A 16,660-nucleotide genomic window follows, 5' to 3' on the forward strand; every position below is an offset into this window, starting at 1 on the left:
ATGAAGCTTTTGTGTGAGGTGTTTCGGAGCCCAAAAAAAGAAGGCATGTATTTGTTTGTTAAGCGTGAAGAAGGGCTGACCCGCGTCCCAGAAACATTGCTGGCTGTATTTGGGAGTCCAGAGTCCGCATTGGTCTTCGCTCTGGAGCCATCACGAAAACTAGCGCTGGCAGACACCGCGACAGTGCTGGCGGCACTGGAGTCCGAAGGTTTCTATGTGCAAATGCCGCCGGGTTCATCGGCGGAGCCCGCGCTAGATCCGCGACAGAATAAGCAACAGAAATAAGGGGGGGGGTATTGGATGCTCACTGATAGCGCTTATCTGAGTGCTCTTATTGTTTACTCGCTCTCCGCAATGCTCGCTGTGGCGCTGATGAATTATTGGTTACTTCGAAAGCGGTCGTTGGCGGTCAAAATGATGGTTTCGCTACCGGTCCTGAGCTTATTGCTCACGCCGGCCTTGATACAGCCCGAAGCAGATACCTTTGCACCGGCATTGGTGGTGCTGGCCTTTCAATGGTTGAGTCAGGGGCAGGAGGCCGCAGAGCATGCGTTGCGTCCGCTACTGATGTTTACCGCGATAGCCACAGCCATTGGCGCCTGCCTGGCATTGCTAGTGGGTGTTCTGAGCCGGCGACAGAACCCGAGCGATTCAGAGGCTTGATGTGTTAGCAACTTGCCGCGCCTTAGTACAGTTGGGTACTCTTGCGCCCCTAATTATTACTCGTCAACGGCTGGCTAGTTGTTGATATCAGTTTTCTCAAAGTGGAGCCCCGTCAATGAAGTTTGAAGGTACTGAGCGTTACGTAGCGACCGAAGATTTGAGTATGGCCGTCAATGCGGCCGTCGCTCTTCAGCGCCCCCTGTTGATCAAGGGGGAGCCAGGCACGGGTAAAACCATGCTTGCGGAAGAGGTTGCGAGCGGCCTGGGAATGCCCCTGATTCAGTGGCACATCAAGTCCACCACCAAGGCGCAGCAGGGTCTATACGAGTACGACGCAGTATCCCGTCTACGGGATTCCCAGTTGGGTGACGATAAAGTTCACGACGTCAAAAACTACATCAAGAAAGGTAAGCTCTGGGAGGCGTTTACCGCTGAAGAGCAGGTGGTTCTGCTTATCGATGAGGTAGACAAGGCCGACATTGAGTTTCCTAATGACTTGCTGGTTGAGCTCGATCGTATGGAGTTCTTTGTCTACGAAACCGGCGAAACTATCAAAGCGACTCGTCGTCCCATCATTATTATCACCAGTAATAACGAGAAAGAGCTGCCCGACGCGTTCTTACGCCGCTGTTTCTTCCACTTCATCAATTTCCCGGACAAGAGCACGATGCAGCGTATCGTTGATGTGCACTATCCGGAGATCACCCAGACTCTGGTGCAAGAAGCGATGGAAGTGTTTTTTGATCTCCGCTCCGTTCCGGGTCTTAAGAAGAAGCCGTCCACGTCGGAGCTCATTGACTGGCTCAAGCTGTTGATGGCGGACGATATCCCCGATGAAATTCTTCGAGAGAGGGATCAATCCAAGGCCATACCCCCACTCTATGGTGCGCTGCTGAAGAACGAGCAGGATGTACACCTCCTTGAACGGCTTGCATTTATGCATCGTCGAGAGACGCGTTAAGCGACGAAGACGAGGGTTACGGCGTGTTGATAAATTTCTTCAGTTCTCTTCGTGACGCGGGGATTCCCGTCACCACTCGGGAGCTTCTGGATCTCTACGAAGGCCTCACTAAACACGTGGCCTTTGGTAGTGCGGATGACTTTTATTTCTTTAGTCGCACCTGTTTAGTCAAGGACGAGAAGTACTTCGATCGCTTTGACAAGGCGTTCGGTGCGCACTTTGAAGAGCTTCAGGATCTCGATGATGTGATCGAGGCGATGATTCCGGATGACTGGCTGCGTAGCGAGTTTATGAAGCAGTTGTCGGAAGAAGAGAAAGAGAAAATCGAGTCTCTTGGGGGGCTCGAGAAACTCATCGAAGAATTCAAGAAACGCCTGGAAGAACAGAAGAAACGACACGAAGGCGGCAACAAGTGGGTCGGCACTGGGGGTACCTCGCCCTTTGGGCAAGAGGGCTACCACCCTGAAGGTATTCGCGTCGGCCCCAATGGGGGTAACGGCAAGGCGGTGAAGGTTTGGGATCGTCGGGATTTTAAAAATCTCGACGACAGCGTGGAGCTGGGTACCCGAAACATCAAGATGGCACTTCGCCGCCTGCGTAAGTTTGCACGCAACGGTGCTGCCGATGAGTTGGACCTGGATGACACTATCCGCTCTACGGCGAGAAATGCCGGGCTGTTGGACATTCGTATGGTGCCGGAGCGGCACAATGCGGTGAAAGTGTTGTTGTTCTTTGATGTGGGCGGTTCTATGGATCCCCACGTGCGTGTTTGCGAAGAGCTATTTTCGGCAACGCGTACAGAGTTTAAGCATATGGAGAGTTTTTACTTCCATAACTTCTTCTATGAAAGCGTGTGGAAAAACAACGTACGCCGGCACGCCGAGCGCACGAACATGCTCGACATTCTGCATAAGTACGCCCACGACTACAAAGTGATCATCATCGGTGACGCTTCTATGTCCCCCTACGAAATCATGCAGCCTGGTGGTTCCGTAGAGCACTGGAACGAGGAGAGTGGCGAGGTATGGATGCGTCGCGTTCTGGAAACTTATGACAAGGCGGTATGGATCAATCCTGTTCCTCAGGAAGAGTGGGAGTACACGCAGTCTATTACGATTACTCACCAGCTTATGGAAGGGCGGATGCACCCCCTGACACTTAAGGGCCTGGAAGACGCGATGACATACTTGTCCCGTTAGCAGGGCGGAGTGTTTCAGTTACCTGTAGATGCAATGTAAGCCACGAGAGCGCCGCTGACAGCGACATTAAGGGACTCCACCCCGTTTTGCATAGGTATCGACAGATTCTCTCCAGGGAGCTCACTGAGCTCCTTTGAAATCCCATGGGACTCACCGCCGAGAACAAAAAGGGCGCGGCTTGAAAACCCCTGGCCGTCGAACAAGCTGCGTGAGCCCTTTGCCTGCATCCGGTACAACTCAAAACCTGAGTCGCACAGAGCTTTGCTGGCTTGCGTAATACTCTGGCAGCGCAATAGCGGGGCACGAAACACGGTTCCTGCACTGGCTTTGATGACCAATGGACCTAGCGCAGGGTTACCACGATCGGCATAGAGAACCGCAGTGACGCCGGCTGCGGCAGCGCTGCGAATCACCATTCCCATGTTTTGGGGGTTAGTGACGCCGTCGAGGGCCAGAAGGCGTTGGGGCGCGTCGCTGTGGATGTTCAGGGTCGTGAGATAGTCGTCAAGCTCACGCATCGCGGGGCAGTAAACATCCAGTGCCACACCCTGATCCTGGCGTCCATTGCGTGAAATACGCGCTAATTCTTCGCGACTGTGCTCGCGATAGTCCAGACCTCGTGACTGCGCGGCGCGTTGAATCTCTTTGACGACACCACCGCTGCGGTTACTTTTTGCCAAGTGCAGGATCCGGCAGTCCATCTCTGGATCTTCAAGTGCTTCCAGAACAGCGTTGCGTCCGTAGACCGTGAGAAAGCGTCGTCTTTCCTGTCGCTGCGGTTTGCGGTTGTCACCCATGCTAAGCTCGCGTACCAAAGTAGGCCGAATGATGGACGAAGTGAGCCTGATTCTCTATAGCACCGAGGGTTGCCACCTTTGCGAAGAGGCGGAGGCGCTGCTGAGGGTGGTGAAGGGAACTCTCCCGCTCCTTAGCTGGCAGGTTGTGGATATTGCCAACGACGATGCGCTTTTTCAGAAGTATGGCTGGCTAATCCCCGTACTTAGTCTGCCCAAGGCAAGCGAAACGGATGCTCTATGTGAGCTGCGCTGGCCGTTCGATGGGCCTGCGCTCGTTGCATTTCTTAACGAATCGGGGCTCGCGGCTCAATCTTAGCAGCGCCAAGGGTGATCTCCCGCGACTGCAATAGACTTTTAGCCAACCCGAACAGCCAAAACGTCAACAGGGGCGCCGTGGAGAACCCCGTTTGCTGTGGAGCCCATCAGTAACGCCAAACCGTAACGGCCGTGGCTGCCTACTACGATGAGATCCGCGCCCATCTCTTCCGCCAGAGTGTGAATCTCTACTTCGGGGCGGCCCAGTACGACATGCCGGCGATCTTTTTCGACGCCGTGCTTCGTGCCAAATTTCTCTAACTGCTGATCCGCTTGCTGATGAATCTCATCCTGTATTCCTGAGAAGTCCATGGGAATATCGCCACCATAGGCAAAGCTTAGTGGTTCAATAACGTGGATGATATGCAATGCCGCGTCGTTGTTTCGGGCGATCGCCAGCGCGCGCTCTGCAACGGTGTCTGAGTCTTCACTGAGATCGACGGCCATGAGAATTTTACTGTAATTGGACATAGGCTCTCTCCACGTTTGATTGTTTCCAATCCTATCCTTTGTGATGGCGTTGACTACCACTGCTGATAGCATGCGCCTGATCATGATTTATTTATAACACAGTGATTTGTGTCGAAAACATCGACTGGATCAATAGAAAGCGGGAGTTTTATGTGGGATACGCCATTATTTTGCTGGTTTTACTGTTGGCGCTTGCTCCACTTTGGCATTTCATGCCAACGAAGCGCCAAAAACATCAGGCCCAGCTTCGCGAGTGCGCGGCGCTCGCAGGTTTGTTTGTTGAGTTCCGCGATTTACCTTTGGGAGCTGAGCGTCTCGCACGTTTGTCCGCGAGTGAGCGTCAGGTGCTCTACTACGGATTGAGATTGCCAGCCTCACGAAAAAGGCCGCGAGAGCGGCGAGCTTGGTACCGCGACCAACAAGAATGGCGAAGCGTGTCAGGCAGGCTTTCGGCTCCGGTCATTACCGAGAGCTTGCCGGTTTCTGTACAGGCAGTGGCGGTGTCCGAAGAGAGTTGTGGGATATTTTGGCAAGAGCAAGGAGATGAGGATTTGGTGCGCGAATTCGCCGCCTTATTGGAGTGCTGGCGGGACGATCTTGTGTCGTCCTGATCATCGATTCCCTTGACCGAGCCTCGGCGGAGCTATATATATGCGCCCCTTCGATCGTTTCTGTCGCTATGGATTAGCGCTGTAGACAACGATTAACGTTCATTTACTAAGAACAGGCCTACAACCCCTATGGGTAAATCCCTTGTCATTGTCGAATCCCCCGCAAAGGCCAAGACTATCAATAAGTACTTGGGCAACGATTTTGTGGTTAAGTCCAGCGTAGGTCACATCCGTGATCTACCCACGGCAGGGTCCGCCAAAACGACTGATGCAAAAGAGCGCGCTGCAAAGGCGGCCCAGACACGGAAAATGTCGCCCGAGCAAAAGGCCGTGCAGAAAAAAACACGGGCACGCGAGCAGTTGGTTCGTCGCATGGGTATTGATCCTGACCAAGGCTGGGAAGCGAACTACGAAATCCTGCCGGGGAAGGAAAAGGTAGTTTCGGAGCTGCGTAAGTTAGCCGAAAACGCCGATACGGTTTACCTCGCAACGGATCTCGATCGCGAGGGAGAGGCCATTGCCTGGCACCTTCGTGAGGCTATTGGCGGCGATGACGACCGCTATCAACGAGTGGTCTTCAATGAAATCACCAAAAAGGCAATTCAGGATGCTTTTTCCCAACCGTCGCGCATAGATCAAGCGCGGGTGAATGCCCAGCAGGCGCGGCGCTTTCTGGATCGCGTTGTAGGCTACATGGTGTCGCCATTGTTGTGGGCCAAGGTCGCTAGGGGTTTGTCCGCAGGACGTGTGCAGTCTGTGGCGGTACGTTTGATCGTTGAGCGCGAACGAGAGATTCGTGCATTCGTCCCCGAGGAGTACTGGGAGATCCACGCGGATCTCGAAACCAAGGCGGCCGAAAAAGCACGCTTTGAAGTGAAACGTCTGCGCGGTGAAAAGTTTCGCCCAAACAATGAAACGGATGCCATGGCGGCGCGAGACGCCCTTGCTGAGGCGGATTACGTTGTTAGCGACCGTGAAGATAAGCCTACGCGCTCGAAGCCACCGGCGCCGTTTATTACCTCGACCCTTCAGCAGGCGGCGAGCACCCGCCTGAGCTTCAGTGTGAAAAAGACCATGATGTTGGCTCAGCGGCTCTACGAAGCGGGCTACATCACCTATATGCGAACCGACTCCACGAATCTTAGCGCGGATGCGGTGCAGGCCTGTCGGGATTATATTACGAGTGCTTACCCCAAGGAGTACCTGCCCGAGCAAGCGGCTCGCTATTCTTCCAGTGACAATGCGCAGGAAGCGCACGAGGCGATTCGTCCATCGGATGTGAACGTTCTGCAGGGGCATTTGCAGAATATGGAGCGTGATGCGGAGCGTCTTTACGAACTGATCTGGCGTCAGTTTGTGGCCGGTCAGATGCCTGCGGCTGAATACACCTCGACAACAATCACGGTGAGTGCTGGAGACTTTCATCTTACGACCCGCGGTCGCATCGTCCGCTTCGACGGTTATACCCGTGTGCAGCCACCTCAGGGACGTAAAGCCGAAGATACGGTGCTGCCAGACCTTTCCAAGGGCGATGAGCTTTCTTTGCTCAAGCTAGATCCCGTTCAGCATTTCACAGCGCCGCCCGCGCGTTACGGTGAGGCGAAACTCGTAAGTGAGCTGGAGAAGCGGGGAATAGGACGGCCTTCGACCTATGCGTCTATCATTTCCACGATTCAGGATCGTGGTTATGTTCGCCTCGAGAACCGCCGTTTCTATGCCGAGAAAATGGGCGAAATAGTCACGGACCGCCTCGAAAACAGCTTTAGCGATCTTTTGGACTACGGCTTTACCGCTGGGATGGAGGAGCACCTTGATTCCGTCGCCGACGGTAAGCTGGATTGGCGGCAATTGTTGGACGACTTTTATAACGAGTTTAAAGAACGGGTAGAGCGCGCGGAGCTTCCTGAGCCCGATGGCATGCAGGCCAATGCACCCACCATGACCGATATTCCCTGCAAGGTCTGCGAACGGCCAATGCAGATTCGGACCGCAAGTACTGGGGTGTTTTTGGGCTGTTCCGGTTACGCGTTGCCACCCAAAGAGCGCTGCAAGGAGACGGTCAACCTGATTCCAGGCGACGAAGTCATAGACGCCGATGCGGATGATGAGGCCGAATCAAGATTGCTGCGGAGCAAGCATCGCTGCAAGATTTGTAACGCGGCCATGGACAGCTATCTCATAGACGAGGAACGGAAGTTACACGTATGCGGTAACAACCCTGATTGCTCAGGCTTTGAGGTCGAGCTGGGTAAGTACAAAATTAAGGGCTACGACGGCCCTACTTTGGAATGCGATAAGTGCAGTAGCGAAATGCAGCTTAAGACAGGGCGTTTCGGTAAGTACTTTGGTTGCACCAATAGCGAATGTAAGAACACCCGCAAACTGTTGCGGAGCGGCGAGCCTGCGCCACCGAAGATGGATCCAGTGCAGATGCCTGAGCTCATCTGCGACAAAGTAGAGGATCACTACGTGTTGCGCGACGGCGCGGCAGGTCTCTTTCTGGCTGCAAGCCAGTTCCCGAAACACCGGGAGACGCGCGCTCCTCTGGTGAAAGAGTTGCTGCCCCACAGGGACGAAATCGATCCAAAATATACTTTCTTGTTTGATGCTCCGGTCGAAGACGGCAGCGGCAATCCTGCGCAGATTCGTTACAGCCGAAAGACCAAAGAGCAATATGTAATGACTGAGGTGGACGGCAAGGCGACTGGTTGGAAGGCTTTCCACGACGGTGGACGCTGGCAAATAGAAGAGCCGCCAAAACGAAAGCCCAAAACCAAGGCGAAAGCCAAAGCAAAGACGAAAGCCAAGACAAAGACAAAAGCGAAGGCAAAACCTTCTCCGGCGTCCTAGATCATGGCTCGGACACGAGGCGAAGCTAACCGGGCCTTGTATCGCGCTCGGATTCTGTTGGAGGCATGGAATCACATGCGAGGCGAGGAGCGCCATGCTGATGCGGCGCTTATCGATGGATTCCTGCCTGCGTTAAGAGGGCACCTGATAGAGGCCTATGGTTGGTTCCTCTTGTCGCTCGCGGGCGTTGAAGACTCAGCCAAAGCAGTGCGTCCGCAAAGTACTCAGGAACTCCCTAAGCCCGAGGCGGGGAAGGCGCTTAGTCCGGAGATCGCAGAGTTCGCGCAGTTAGAGACGAGTGGCTGGCTTGCTCAAATGCTGTCTGATGACGACGATCAAAGTCATGTCTACCACGTTAGTAATGAGAGCGCGAAGCCCGCACAAGGACTTTTAGTGAGTGACAGAGAGCCTCTGGGTTACGCCGTGGCTCTGGCTTGGACGGACGCTTTGACTGCAATTATGGCGCGCATGGACGATTCTTTGTCCGAGTGTTGAGGAGCTTTGGCCCTGGACTCGACTTGTGAGGGAGGGAGAAGGGCTGCTACCATTCTGTTGCATCTCTCAATTAGAGGTTATTGCGTGCCTACATCTTTGCTCGAGATCGTGGATCTCGGTGATGGCGACATTGTTCTACAACGTGCTGATGACGACAGCGAGCCCCTCGTGACCATCAGTTTCTCCGACGAAACCCGAATGTACATAATGGATCAGGGACTTGAAGTGGCGAAAGCCATGATTCAGGCTGGTATCCAAGCGGCTGCGCAAGTAGCCGAGCAGACGGACGTCGAAGTAGAGACGGAGCCCACCCAAACCGCCCCCCGCATTCTTCACTGATTCCTTCTCTGATTCGGTGTGGGGCCGCCTGCTTAAAGCAGGCGGCGTCAAAGCAAGCTTCTCCCAGACCCTGCCGCAGGGCTTGGCTAAACCTCGACTGTCTCGCAAGCCCTTACTGGAAGGCCCTGCCGGTGCAGATCTGGTTCGCAGGCTCTGCAATCACTAAACAGACCTTCGGATAATCCCTACGCTCAGGCCTTCGATCGCAAAGTCGCTCTCTGCGAGATCTACCTTGATAGGCGAGAGTTGATCGTTTTCGGGAAGTAATTCCAGGTGGCGCTTATCGCGGCCTCGCTTCAAGCGTTTAACGGTCACCTCATCATCTATACGCGCCACGACGATCGCGCCGTTATCGGCAACAGGCGTGCTGTGCACTGCCAGAAGGTCTCCGTCGTGAATACCGACTTTGATCATGCTGTCTCCCTGCACGCGAAGTAGATAGTCAGCGGGGGGATGAAACATGGAGGGATCCACCGCACAGTGCTCCTCAATGTTCTCTGAGGCGAGAATAGGCTCGCCGGCAGCAACTTTACCGACTATAGGCAATCCCGCTTCCTCAGGCAGCCTGATCCCTCGCGATGCCCCTGGAATGATTTCGATAGCGCCTTTGCGGGCGAGGGCTTTCAAGTGCTCCTCAGCAGCATTAGCCGACTTGAACCCCAGTTCTTTTGCAATATCTGCTCTCGTCGGGGGCATGCCGCTGTCGCCAATGTGGCGACGTATAACGTCCAGAACTTGTTCCTGGCGGGCGGTGAGCTTAAGCATAGGGCACCTGTGAATATGTACAGTGCCTGTGATTATATACAGTAAAAGGGCTGAGGCAACCGGTATGTGCGGGGCCAGACTTTAGGTTTGTATTGCTAAGGCCTAAAACTCTTCAAGGGCCAATATCGTGTCGGGCTCTATGTCTGATAGCGGGCTTGCCCACTGGAGTGGGTGCATGGCTGCGTCGGGATCGCTCTCATCCACATCATCAAGTTCGAACGCTGTACGCCAGTCTTCCGGTGCTGCAGCGGTGCGTAGTTTCAGCTCAGCCCAGACATCAAACTCAAAGTCGGCAAGTTCGCCATCCAAGTATTGAACTTGAACGTTTGCTTCGTCGGTATCCAGGGACACAATTTCAAACAGCTGGCCGCTTTCTTTATCCTGGTACCAGCGGCCTAGTTTTGGAACAAATTGGCTCATAGTTTTTCTCCCACGAGTGATAAAACTATCAGCAATTTACTGAGATGCCAGCCCGAAAAAATGTCAGCCGAGCGTGACACTTATTGCTGGGAGTTTTGCCGCTTTGGGATGATGCTTGGCTATTCAAACACTTGGGCTTGCTGCTGCAACAAACCTCTGAGGTCGCTCTGGCGCTGTTATACTTTAGCTGCCTTAACGGCTATTTCTACATGCTCAAATAGTCTAAAAACGAGTCAGGATCGACATGGAATCACAGCTCACCGTCGCTTTTGCGCACATTGCCAACAGCTTGAACCTTCCTTGGGTTTGGGTGGCTGTGGCGGGTCTGTTGCTCATCGCGCTGCTTGGCCAATGGATCATCGGAATGTTGCTCCGGCGGCTCTATCGGCTGGCCCAGCAATCCGAGCAGCAGTGGGACGACGCCTTTGTCGTTGCGCTCATTGCACCTGCCAAGCTGGCTTGGTGGCTGCTACTACTAACACTGCTCTTCGCGTTATTACCGGCGCTAGCCTCCGTCAGGGGAGTCGCTCTAACGACGCTCCATGCGTCCTTAGTGCTTCTCGTACCGTGGTTTCTCCATCGCTTGATTACCAACGTCGAAGAGCAGGTGGTTCTTGCGAAATTCTCCGACGGTACCTCTGTCGATAAGGCCACGGTACGTTCAACCGCACGGCTCCTCCGTGTCGCCCTGTGGTTAGTTACTGTCCTGATGCTTCTGCAGACGCTGGGTGTTTCTGTATCAGGGCTGCTGGCATTTGGGGGCATCGGGGGCATTGCCGTTGGTTTTGCGGCGAAGGACTTGCTCGCCAATTTCTTCGGTGGGTTGGGTATCCATATGGATCGTCCCTTTACCATTGGGGACTGGGTGCGCTCTCCGGACCGTGCACTTGAAGGCACCGTAGAAGACATTGGATGGCGAGTGACGCGGATTCGAACTTTCGATAAGAGGCCGCTGTACGTTCCTAATTCGGTGTTTAGTCAAATCGTGATTGAAAACCCATCGCGGATGCTCAATCGACGTATCTATGAAAAGTTCGGGTTGCGCTACGAGGATAGCCGCAGTGTGGGGCCCGTTGTAGATGCTGTACGCGAGATGTTGAACGGCCACGATGCGATTGATACGGACCAGACTATCATCGTGAATTTCGAATCCTTTGGGGGGTCATCTTTGGATTGCTTTTTGTACTGCCACACGCGGACGACGAACTGGGTTGAGTACCACGGGGTAAAGCAAGATGTCCTGATGAAAGTTTTGGGCATCGTCCATGAGCATGGCGCCGACATTGCATTTCCCACGCGTACATTGCACGTGCAGAGTCCCGATGAGGCGATGGGATCGTGAGTATTGGGCTTATTGGCGGCACTGGGCTCAATAGACTTGAGGGCTTAGAAGTTTTGGCGTCTCATGCCGTGGATACTCCCTATGGTCGGCCATCGATGGCCATCGAAGAGGGTGTACTAAGCGGCCGGAAGTTGTTTTTTCTCCATCGGCATGGCGGCAGCGGAGGACCTATTCCCCCGCACCTCGTGAACTATCGCGCTAACTTGTGGGCGCTGAGAGAGATGGGGGTGGAGCGGATATTTGCGGCTAATGCCGTGGGCGCCATTAGCCCGTCAATGATGCCGGGGAAGCTAATTATTCCCCATCAGTTGATCGACTATACCTGGGGGCGCGAGCACAGCTTTGACGACGGCAGTAGCGGAAGTTTACAGCACGTAGACTTTACACATCCCTACGATGAGGAGCTGCGAGGGGAAATCATACGAGCGGCGGATGATGCGGGTGTTGCCTATATCGACGGTGCGGTTATGGGCGTTGTTCAGGGGCCAAGACTTGAAACGGCAGCCGAGGTGAAGCGTTTTTTCCAGGATGGATGCGATCTCCTGGGAATGACAGGTATGCCTGAAGCGGCGTTATCGCGGGAACTAGAGATCCCCTACGCAGCTGTTTGCATGGTGGTTAATGCGGCAGCGGGGATCAACGATGCGCCAATTTCTATGGATGCGATTCGAGCGACGCTACTGTCAGAAACCGCGCTATTTGTTGACTTGCTCGAGGCTTTTTTGAAGCAATAAGCCGTGGCTCAGTCGTTCTCGTCTTCTGCTTCAGGTTCTACTTGCAAAATCTCTACAGGCAACGCATGGCGTTCGCGAAACTCCCGCATGTCAGAGGTAACCAGTGGCAAAGCCTCGTCGCTCATGGGCGTCACCTTTACTATGACACCAATCACAGGGTGATCCAGATAGTGTGTCTCGCCCGAGCGCATTCGGCGGGTTTGACGATGAACAATCGCATGACGCCAGGGATAAGAAGGTATGGCTTCTTCGTCTTCTAACTCTGTTGCTGCGTCTGTTATTGCTTCATCCAAAGTTTCGTTGTCTGTGCTCACGTCAGTGGAGTTGTCGACAGTTTGGCCTAAGCTGGCTTCGCCTGGGAGGACGACCGTGGCGGGCGTCCAAGGATCAATGTTCTTGCCACTGAGGGTTCGTACGACCAGCGAAGCGGGGGAGAGAGGTGGTGTGTCAATCTGCCAGCCCTCGGGCAGGTATTCACCAAGCGTGTTGAGCCACAGATCGAGGACTAGGTGTAGATAGCGAGATCGATAGACTTTGAGGCTGCCCTGGAGCGCCGGCCAATCGGTGCTATCCATGTCTCCCGATCGGTCAATGATTAGCGAAGGTGTTTCATCCTGCTCGTTTAGCTGCGCCCACCAGCTACCATGAAAAACAACCCGTTCACCTCTCCGCCGCAAGCTTCTGGCTTGAGTACGAAACTCGAGGCTATCTCGGCTAAGTAACTCATAGGGCAGGCTGACGATGGGGCTCTCAAGGTCGATCGGTGGTTCGTTGGGATCCAGGTTTGGATTGTTGGGGTCTACCGTCAGCGCAATGGTCGCTTCGTCAGCCGGTAACAGAACATCCGGCTCGGGTAGGGGGACGGTAATGGCATCTGGTCGAGAGTGATCGAGGACTTCCTCGATGGGCGCGGGCACCCGGAGAGCTTGTCTGCCTCGCCCATCAACGATGCTCTCGTAGCCCAAGCTTTCTTGAAGCCGACGGTCTGCCATTGCGGGGTCGATGAGGTATTGATAGCGTTCGGGGTAGTTCAGCTCTGGCAAGGGCTCCCATTGTTCTGAACGACGGCTCTCGGCGTCTTCACGCACAAAAATCAGGATTTCTGTGCGATACCAGTTTTCCGCAAGCTCGTCTGGCACTTCTGCTGACGCGCTTACACTGAAAAAAGCACTGACAGCAGCGCCGAAAAGGGTGCTTAGAAGATTGCCCGGAGCAGAGCCTGAAAGCGAATCAGGGGCCAGGCGAAAGCTTGCTAAGAAGTTATTAGGCCGCTTCATTCAATGCGTCTCCCGCCAATCGTTGCAACAATTCTCTGGCAAGTTCTTCTCGCTGTTTCACATCGGGCAGAGCCCGGTCAACGCGCAATCGCGTGGGGCCTGCAAGCCGATAGTGTAAGGGGTGCTCTTGCACCAGGGTAACGAGTTGCAGCGGGTCCACGTTGGTATTGTCCATAAAGTCGATGTGTCCCCCAGTATCTCCAAGCTCTAGTGCCTTTATACCGCATCGCTGCGCCAGCAAGCGGAGTGAGCTGGTGCTAAACAAGCCTTTCACTGGCGGCGGTAAGAGCCCAAAGCGATCGATCATTTCAACCTGCATTTCACGCAGTGCCAGATCATTGTCACAAGCGGCGATACGCTTATAGAGAATCAAGCGCATATTAGGATCAGGCAGGTAATCGTCAGGGATGAGCGCTGGACTGTGCAAGTTCACTTCGGTAACAGCTTGGAGCGGTGCATCCACGTCGGGGATATCACCGCGACGAAGGGCTTCTACGGCTTGGCGTAAAAGCTGGGAGTACATGGCAAAGCCGACGCTTTGGATCTGGCCGCTTTGCTCATCGCCCAGAAGCTCACCCGCGCCGCGGATTTCCAGATCGTGGGTGGCCAGTTGATAGCCTGCGCCGAGATCACCCGCCGCTTCGATCGCTTCCAAACGTTTGCTCGCATCTGTGGTCATCGCGGACACGGGCGGGCAAAGTAGATACGCATAAGCCTGGTGGTGAGAACGTCCCACCCGACCTCGCAACTGGTGCAGCTGTGCTAAGCCAAATTTGTCTGCTCTATCTATAATAATAGTGTTGGCGTTCGGGATGTCGATGCCTGTTTCTATAATTGTAGAGCAGACGAGTATGTGATGACGCTGGTGATAAAAGTCTGACATCACTCGTTCAAGCTGAGTTTCATGCATCTGCCCATGAGCAGTTGCAACAGACAGGTCCGGCAAAAGCTCTCTGAGAGATTCCGCTCGCTGCTCGATGGTGCGCACTTCATTGTGGACGTAAAACACCTGCCCGCCGCGAAGGGATTCGCGCAGTACGGCTTCTTTGATCAGGCCGTGATCGTGCTCTCGGACAAAGGTTTTGATGGAGAGTCGTCTCGCTGGCGGCGTTGCAATAATCGATAGATCGCGCATGCCTCCCAGCGCCATGTTCAGCGTTCGTGGAATCGGTGTTGCTGTCAGCGTAAGAATATCGACTTCCGCCCGCAGCGCTTTAATGCTGTCTTTCTGACGCACACCGAAACGGTGTTCCTCGTCGATGATCAACAAGCCAAGATCAGCAAACTTGATATCGCTTTGTATCAGCTTGTGCGTGCCAATAAGAATATCTACGTCCCCAGCTTCCAGTCGCTTGGCGATTTCTCGGGTATCGGAAGCTGCGCGAAAGCGTGAAATGACTTCGATTTTAACCGGCCAGTTGGCAAAGCGATCCCGGAAGGAGTTGTAGTGCTGCTGGGCGAGGAGGGTAGTGGGTACCAGGACTGCTACTTGACGCTGATTGGCGGTGGCGATAAATGCCGCGCGCATGGCCACTTCGGTTTTGCCAAAACCTACATCACCGCAGACAAGGCGATCCATAACGCCTTTGCCGCACATATCTTCCTCTACGGCATCAATGGCAGCCGCCTGATCGGGAGTTTCCTCAAAGGGAAACCCTGCGGCAAACTTTTCATAGTCTCCTTCGGGGCTGGTGAACTGCACACCCTCTCTGGCTTCACGCCGCGCATAGACTTCAAGAAGCTGAGCGGCCACGTCATTGGCTTTTTCCCTGGCCTTTCGCTGGGCTTTGTCCCATTGCTCGGAGCCCAGTCGATGCAGAGGTGCATGCTCCGGGTCACTGCCCGCGTACCGGCTAATCAGTTGCAGTGAAGCGACGGGTACGTAGAGTTTTGATTGATCGGCGTATTCCAGGGTTAAAAACTCCGCCGCGCTGCCGTCGACGTCCAGGTGCGTTAAGCCAACATAGCGCCCGATACCATGTTCAGCGTGCACGACGGGTGAACCTTCCCGGAGTTCATTCAGGTCCCGGAAGATTGCTTCGGGATCGAGAGCATCGCGACCACGACGCCGACGCCGCTGCGCGACACGTTCACCGAACAACTGTGTCTCCGTAACCAGCATGGGTGACGTGGGGCCCAGATTGATGCCGCGATCAATAGGGGCAACGGCCAGGGCAAAGTCCACGTCAGAACGTAGGAACTCGTCCCAATTAGAGACTTCCAGTGGCGGTTCTCCGAGAGACTCCAGAAGTATCTCTCGCCGGCCCTCGGTCTCGGCGCACAGCAGGACTGGGCCGCTATGACCTTTCAGGAGAGTTTGGAGTCGGGTGGCGAGCCCGGTCTCGTTCTCGCCATCAAGAAGCTGAGGAGGCGGTTCAGTGCTGGTAGTTATATGCGCCGGCGCCTCGGCGTTGGGTCGCAGCTCAAGGACTGCGTGCTTTCCCAATGACTGAAAGAGCTCCTCGACAGGCATGAAAAGTTCCGCGGGAGAGAGCAATGGGCGGCGAGGGTCGACCCCATAGTCTGTGAATCGTCGAGATGCTTCTTCCCAAAATCGAGACGCGGCACTGTAGTGTTCTCCTAGCGTGACGAGCGCCGCGTTTGCCGGGAGGTAATCGAGCAAGGATTCGCAGGTATCAAAAAAGAGCGGCAGATAATACTCCGCCCCACCCGGTGCCCGCCCATCACTCAACTCGGTGAAAACCGGGCATTGATCGTGGTCAACATCAAAGCGTGCATACCAGCGTTGCTGAAAGGCTTTGATCCCGGGCTTGTCCAAGGGGAATTCTCGTGCCGGCAGAAGATCAACACTTGTAAGCTTTTCGATCGTGCGTTGGGTCTCGGGGTCGAAGCAGCGCAAGCTATCGATCTCGTCGTCCATGAGATCGATGCGCAGGGGCAGCTTGCTGCCCATGGGGTAGATGTCCATGAGTGAACCGCGGACCGCAAACTCGCCGTGTTCGTAGACCGTGTCGACAGAGCGGTATCCACTCTTGGAAAGCGCGGCACGCAGTGTTTCAAAGTCCAGAGATTGTCCTTCTTGCAAAAGAAGACTATTCGCTTCGATGTAGTGCCGAGGGGGCAGTCGCTGCATCAGCGCCGCCACAGGCAGCAACAGCACGCCGCTTTTCGTGCTCGGCAACCGATGCAGGGTTCTTAGTCGCTCGGAAACAATGTCCTGATGTGGCGAGAAGTTGTCGTAGGGAAGGGTCTCCCAATCCGGGAGCTGCAGAACCTCGCAGCCCATCGGTAGGAAAAACGGTAACTCTCGAGCGAGCATTTGTGCTTGTGCCGTATCCTCCGTGAACACCACGAGCAAACGCTGCTCTCGGGCCAGTTCGGCAATACACAGGGACGCTGTGCTTCCGTAAAACGGACCCATTGCGGTACGCGAGCCAGTTTTTGAGGGCCAGGGGGCGGA

The 16,660-nt window shown here is 54.6% G+C and carries 17 protein-coding genes; 11 read left to right on the forward strand and 6 right to left on the reverse strand.

Annotated elements, in window-relative coordinates; genetic code table 11:
* From R0137_RS10745 to R0137_RS10760, 4 genes are all read left to right on the forward strand, one after another.
* Positions 1–285, forward strand: a complete 285-nt coding sequence (locus R0137_RS10745) for a YcgL domain-containing protein (protein WP_407326417.1) — start codon at positions 1–3, stop codon at positions 283–285.
* Between the two features lie 15 nt (positions 286–300).
* Positions 301–663: a hypothetical protein gene (locus R0137_RS10750; protein ID WP_407326418.1), complete on the forward strand. Its 363-nt coding sequence runs from the start codon at positions 301–303 to the stop codon at positions 661–663.
* A 115-nt stretch (positions 664–778) separates the two neighbouring features.
* Entirely contained in the window at positions 779–1,624 is an 846-nt protein-coding gene (locus R0137_RS10755) for an AAA family ATPase (protein ID WP_407326419.1), read from the forward strand.
* 23 nt (positions 1,625–1,647) lie between these two features.
* Positions 1,648–2,823, forward strand: coding sequence for a vWA domain-containing protein (locus R0137_RS10760; RefSeq protein ID WP_407326420.1), 1,176 nt, complete (start codon positions 1,648–1,650; stop codon positions 2,821–2,823).
* A 14-nt stretch (positions 2,824–2,837) separates the two neighbouring features.
* Here R0137_RS10760 and R0137_RS10765 read toward each other — a convergent pair whose 3' ends face one another.
* Entirely contained in the window at positions 2,838–3,620 is a 783-nt protein-coding gene (locus tag R0137_RS10765; protein ID WP_407326421.1) for a TrmH family RNA methyltransferase, read from the reverse strand.
* On the opposite strand from R0137_RS10765, the gene R0137_RS10770 reads away from it, so the two are divergent.
* Complete coding sequence (locus R0137_RS10770; protein WP_407326422.1) at positions 3,619–3,936, forward strand: glutaredoxin family protein; 318 nt, start codon at positions 3,619–3,621, stop codon at positions 3,934–3,936. The two genes, R0137_RS10765 and R0137_RS10770, sit on opposite strands and share 2 nt — an antisense overlap.
* Before the next feature lie 38 nt (positions 3,937–3,974).
* Here the strand turns inward: R0137_RS10770 and R0137_RS10775 are convergent, their stop codons facing one another.
* The gene (locus tag R0137_RS10775; protein WP_407326423.1) at positions 3,975–4,406 is read right to left on the reverse strand and encodes a universal stress protein; all 432 of its coding nucleotides are present in this window, start codon (positions 4,404–4,406) and stop codon (positions 3,975–3,977) included.
* Positions 4,407–4,558: 152 nt separating this feature from the next.
* Here R0137_RS10775 and R0137_RS10780 point away from each other — a divergent pair, with 152 nt between their 5' ends.
* The 4 genes from R0137_RS10780 to R0137_RS10795 all read left to right on the forward strand — a co-directional run bounded on the left by R0137_RS10780 (position 4,559) and on the right by R0137_RS10795 (position 8,701).
* Positions 4,559–5,017 (forward strand): hypothetical protein, encoded by a 459-nt coding sequence (locus R0137_RS10780; RefSeq protein ID WP_407326424.1) that lies wholly within the window; start codon positions 4,559–4,561, stop codon positions 5,015–5,017.
* A 129-nt stretch (positions 5,018–5,146) separates the two neighbouring features.
* Positions 5,147–7,867, forward strand: coding sequence for a type I DNA topoisomerase (gene topA / locus R0137_RS10785; protein WP_407326425.1), 2,721 nt, complete (start codon positions 5,147–5,149; stop codon positions 7,865–7,867).
* A 3-nt stretch (positions 7,868–7,870) separates the two neighbouring features.
* Positions 7,871–8,362: a hypothetical protein gene (locus R0137_RS10790; protein ID WP_407326426.1), complete on the forward strand. Its 492-nt coding sequence runs from the start codon at positions 7,871–7,873 to the stop codon at positions 8,360–8,362.
* A gap of 84 nt (positions 8,363–8,446) precedes the next feature.
* Complete coding sequence (locus tag R0137_RS10795) at positions 8,447–8,701, forward strand: hypothetical protein (protein WP_023659592.1); 255 nt, start codon at positions 8,447–8,449, stop codon at positions 8,699–8,701.
* 162 nt (positions 8,702–8,863) lie between these two features.
* Here the strand turns inward: R0137_RS10795 and lexA are convergent, their stop codons facing one another.
* Together lexA and R0137_RS10805 are read right to left on the reverse strand one after the other, a co-directional pair.
* On the reverse strand, positions 8,864–9,466 hold the full coding sequence (lexA, locus tag R0137_RS10800; RefSeq protein WP_407326427.1) for a transcriptional repressor LexA: 603 nt from the start codon (positions 9,464–9,466) through the stop codon (positions 8,864–8,866).
* Between the two features lie 102 nt (positions 9,467–9,568).
* Positions 9,569–9,886: a DUF6763 family protein gene (locus R0137_RS10805; protein WP_407326428.1), complete on the reverse strand. Its 318-nt coding sequence runs from the start codon at positions 9,884–9,886 to the stop codon at positions 9,569–9,571.
* A gap of 244 nt (positions 9,887–10,130) precedes the next feature.
* Between R0137_RS10805 and R0137_RS10810 the strand changes: the two genes are divergently transcribed.
* Positions 10,131–11,228 carry a mechanosensitive ion channel family protein gene (locus R0137_RS10810; RefSeq protein WP_407326429.1) on the forward strand — a complete coding sequence of 366 codons (1,098 nt, stop codon included), beginning with the start codon at positions 10,131–10,133 and terminating at the stop codon, positions 11,226–11,228.
* Positions 11,225–11,962, forward strand: a complete 738-nt coding sequence (locus R0137_RS10815) for an S-methyl-5'-thioinosine phosphorylase (protein ID WP_407326430.1) — start codon at positions 11,225–11,227, stop codon at positions 11,960–11,962. Before R0137_RS10810 ends, R0137_RS10815 begins: the two co-directional genes overlap by 4 nt.
* 8 nt (positions 11,963–11,970) lie before the next feature.
* On the opposite strand, the gene R0137_RS10820 is transcribed toward R0137_RS10815, so the two are convergent.
* Positions 11,971–13,239 (reverse strand): CsiV family protein, encoded by a 1,269-nt coding sequence (locus R0137_RS10820; protein WP_407326431.1) that lies wholly within the window; start codon positions 13,237–13,239, stop codon positions 11,971–11,973.
* Positions 13,226–16,621: a transcription-repair coupling factor gene (mfd, locus tag R0137_RS10825; protein WP_407326432.1), complete on the reverse strand. Its 3,396-nt coding sequence runs from the start codon at positions 16,619–16,621 to the stop codon at positions 13,226–13,228. The genes R0137_RS10820 and mfd overlap by 14 nt, the downstream gene beginning before the upstream one ends.
* Positions 16,622–16,660 lie beyond the last annotated feature (39 nt).

Source organism: Congregibacter brevis, assembly GCF_045689245.1.
Taxonomy (GTDB): Bacteria; Pseudomonadota; Gammaproteobacteria; order Pseudomonadales; family Halieaceae; genus Congregibacter; species Congregibacter brevis.

Coding starts and splice junctions, on each gene's coding strand:
- R0137_RS10820 (WP_407326431.1), bottom strand. CDS start 13,239: ATGAAGCGGCCTAATAACTTCTTAGCAAGCTTTCGCCTGGCCCCTGAT.
- mfd (WP_407326432.1), bottom strand. CDS start 16,621: ATGGGTCCGTTTTACGGAAGCACAGCGTCCCTGTGTATTGCCGAACTG.
- R0137_RS10790 (WP_407326426.1), top strand. CDS start 7,871: ATGGCTCGGACACGAGGCGAAGCTAACCGGGCCTTGTATCGCGCTCGG.
- R0137_RS10770 (WP_407326422.1), top strand. CDS start 3,619: ATGCTAAGCTCGCGTACCAAAGTAGGCCGAATGATGGACGAAGTGAGC.
- R0137_RS10805 (WP_407326428.1), bottom strand. CDS start 9,886: ATGAGCCAATTTGTTCCAAAACTAGGCCGCTGGTACCAGGATAAAGAA.
- R0137_RS10755 (WP_407326419.1), top strand. CDS start 779: ATGAAGTTTGAAGGTACTGAGCGTTACGTAGCGACCGAAGATTTGAGT.
- R0137_RS10775 (WP_407326423.1), bottom strand. CDS start 4,406: ATGTCCAATTACAGTAAAATTCTCATGGCCGTCGATCTCAGTGAAGAC.
- R0137_RS10750 (WP_407326418.1), top strand. CDS start 301: ATGCTCACTGATAGCGCTTATCTGAGTGCTCTTATTGTTTACTCGCTC.
- R0137_RS10745 (WP_407326417.1), top strand. CDS start 1: ATGAAGCTTTTGTGTGAGGTGTTTCGGAGCCCAAAAAAAGAAGGCATG.
- lexA (WP_407326427.1), bottom strand. CDS start 9,466: ATGCTTAAGCTCACCGCCCGCCAGGAACAAGTTCTGGACGTTATACGT.
- R0137_RS10765 (WP_407326421.1), bottom strand. CDS start 3,620: ATGGGTGACAACCGCAAACCGCAGCGACAGGAAAGACGACGCTTTCTC.
- topA (WP_407326425.1), top strand. CDS start 5,147: ATGGGTAAATCCCTTGTCATTGTCGAATCCCCCGCAAAGGCCAAGACT.
- R0137_RS10810 (WP_407326429.1), top strand. CDS start 10,131: ATGGAATCACAGCTCACCGTCGCTTTTGCGCACATTGCCAACAGCTTG.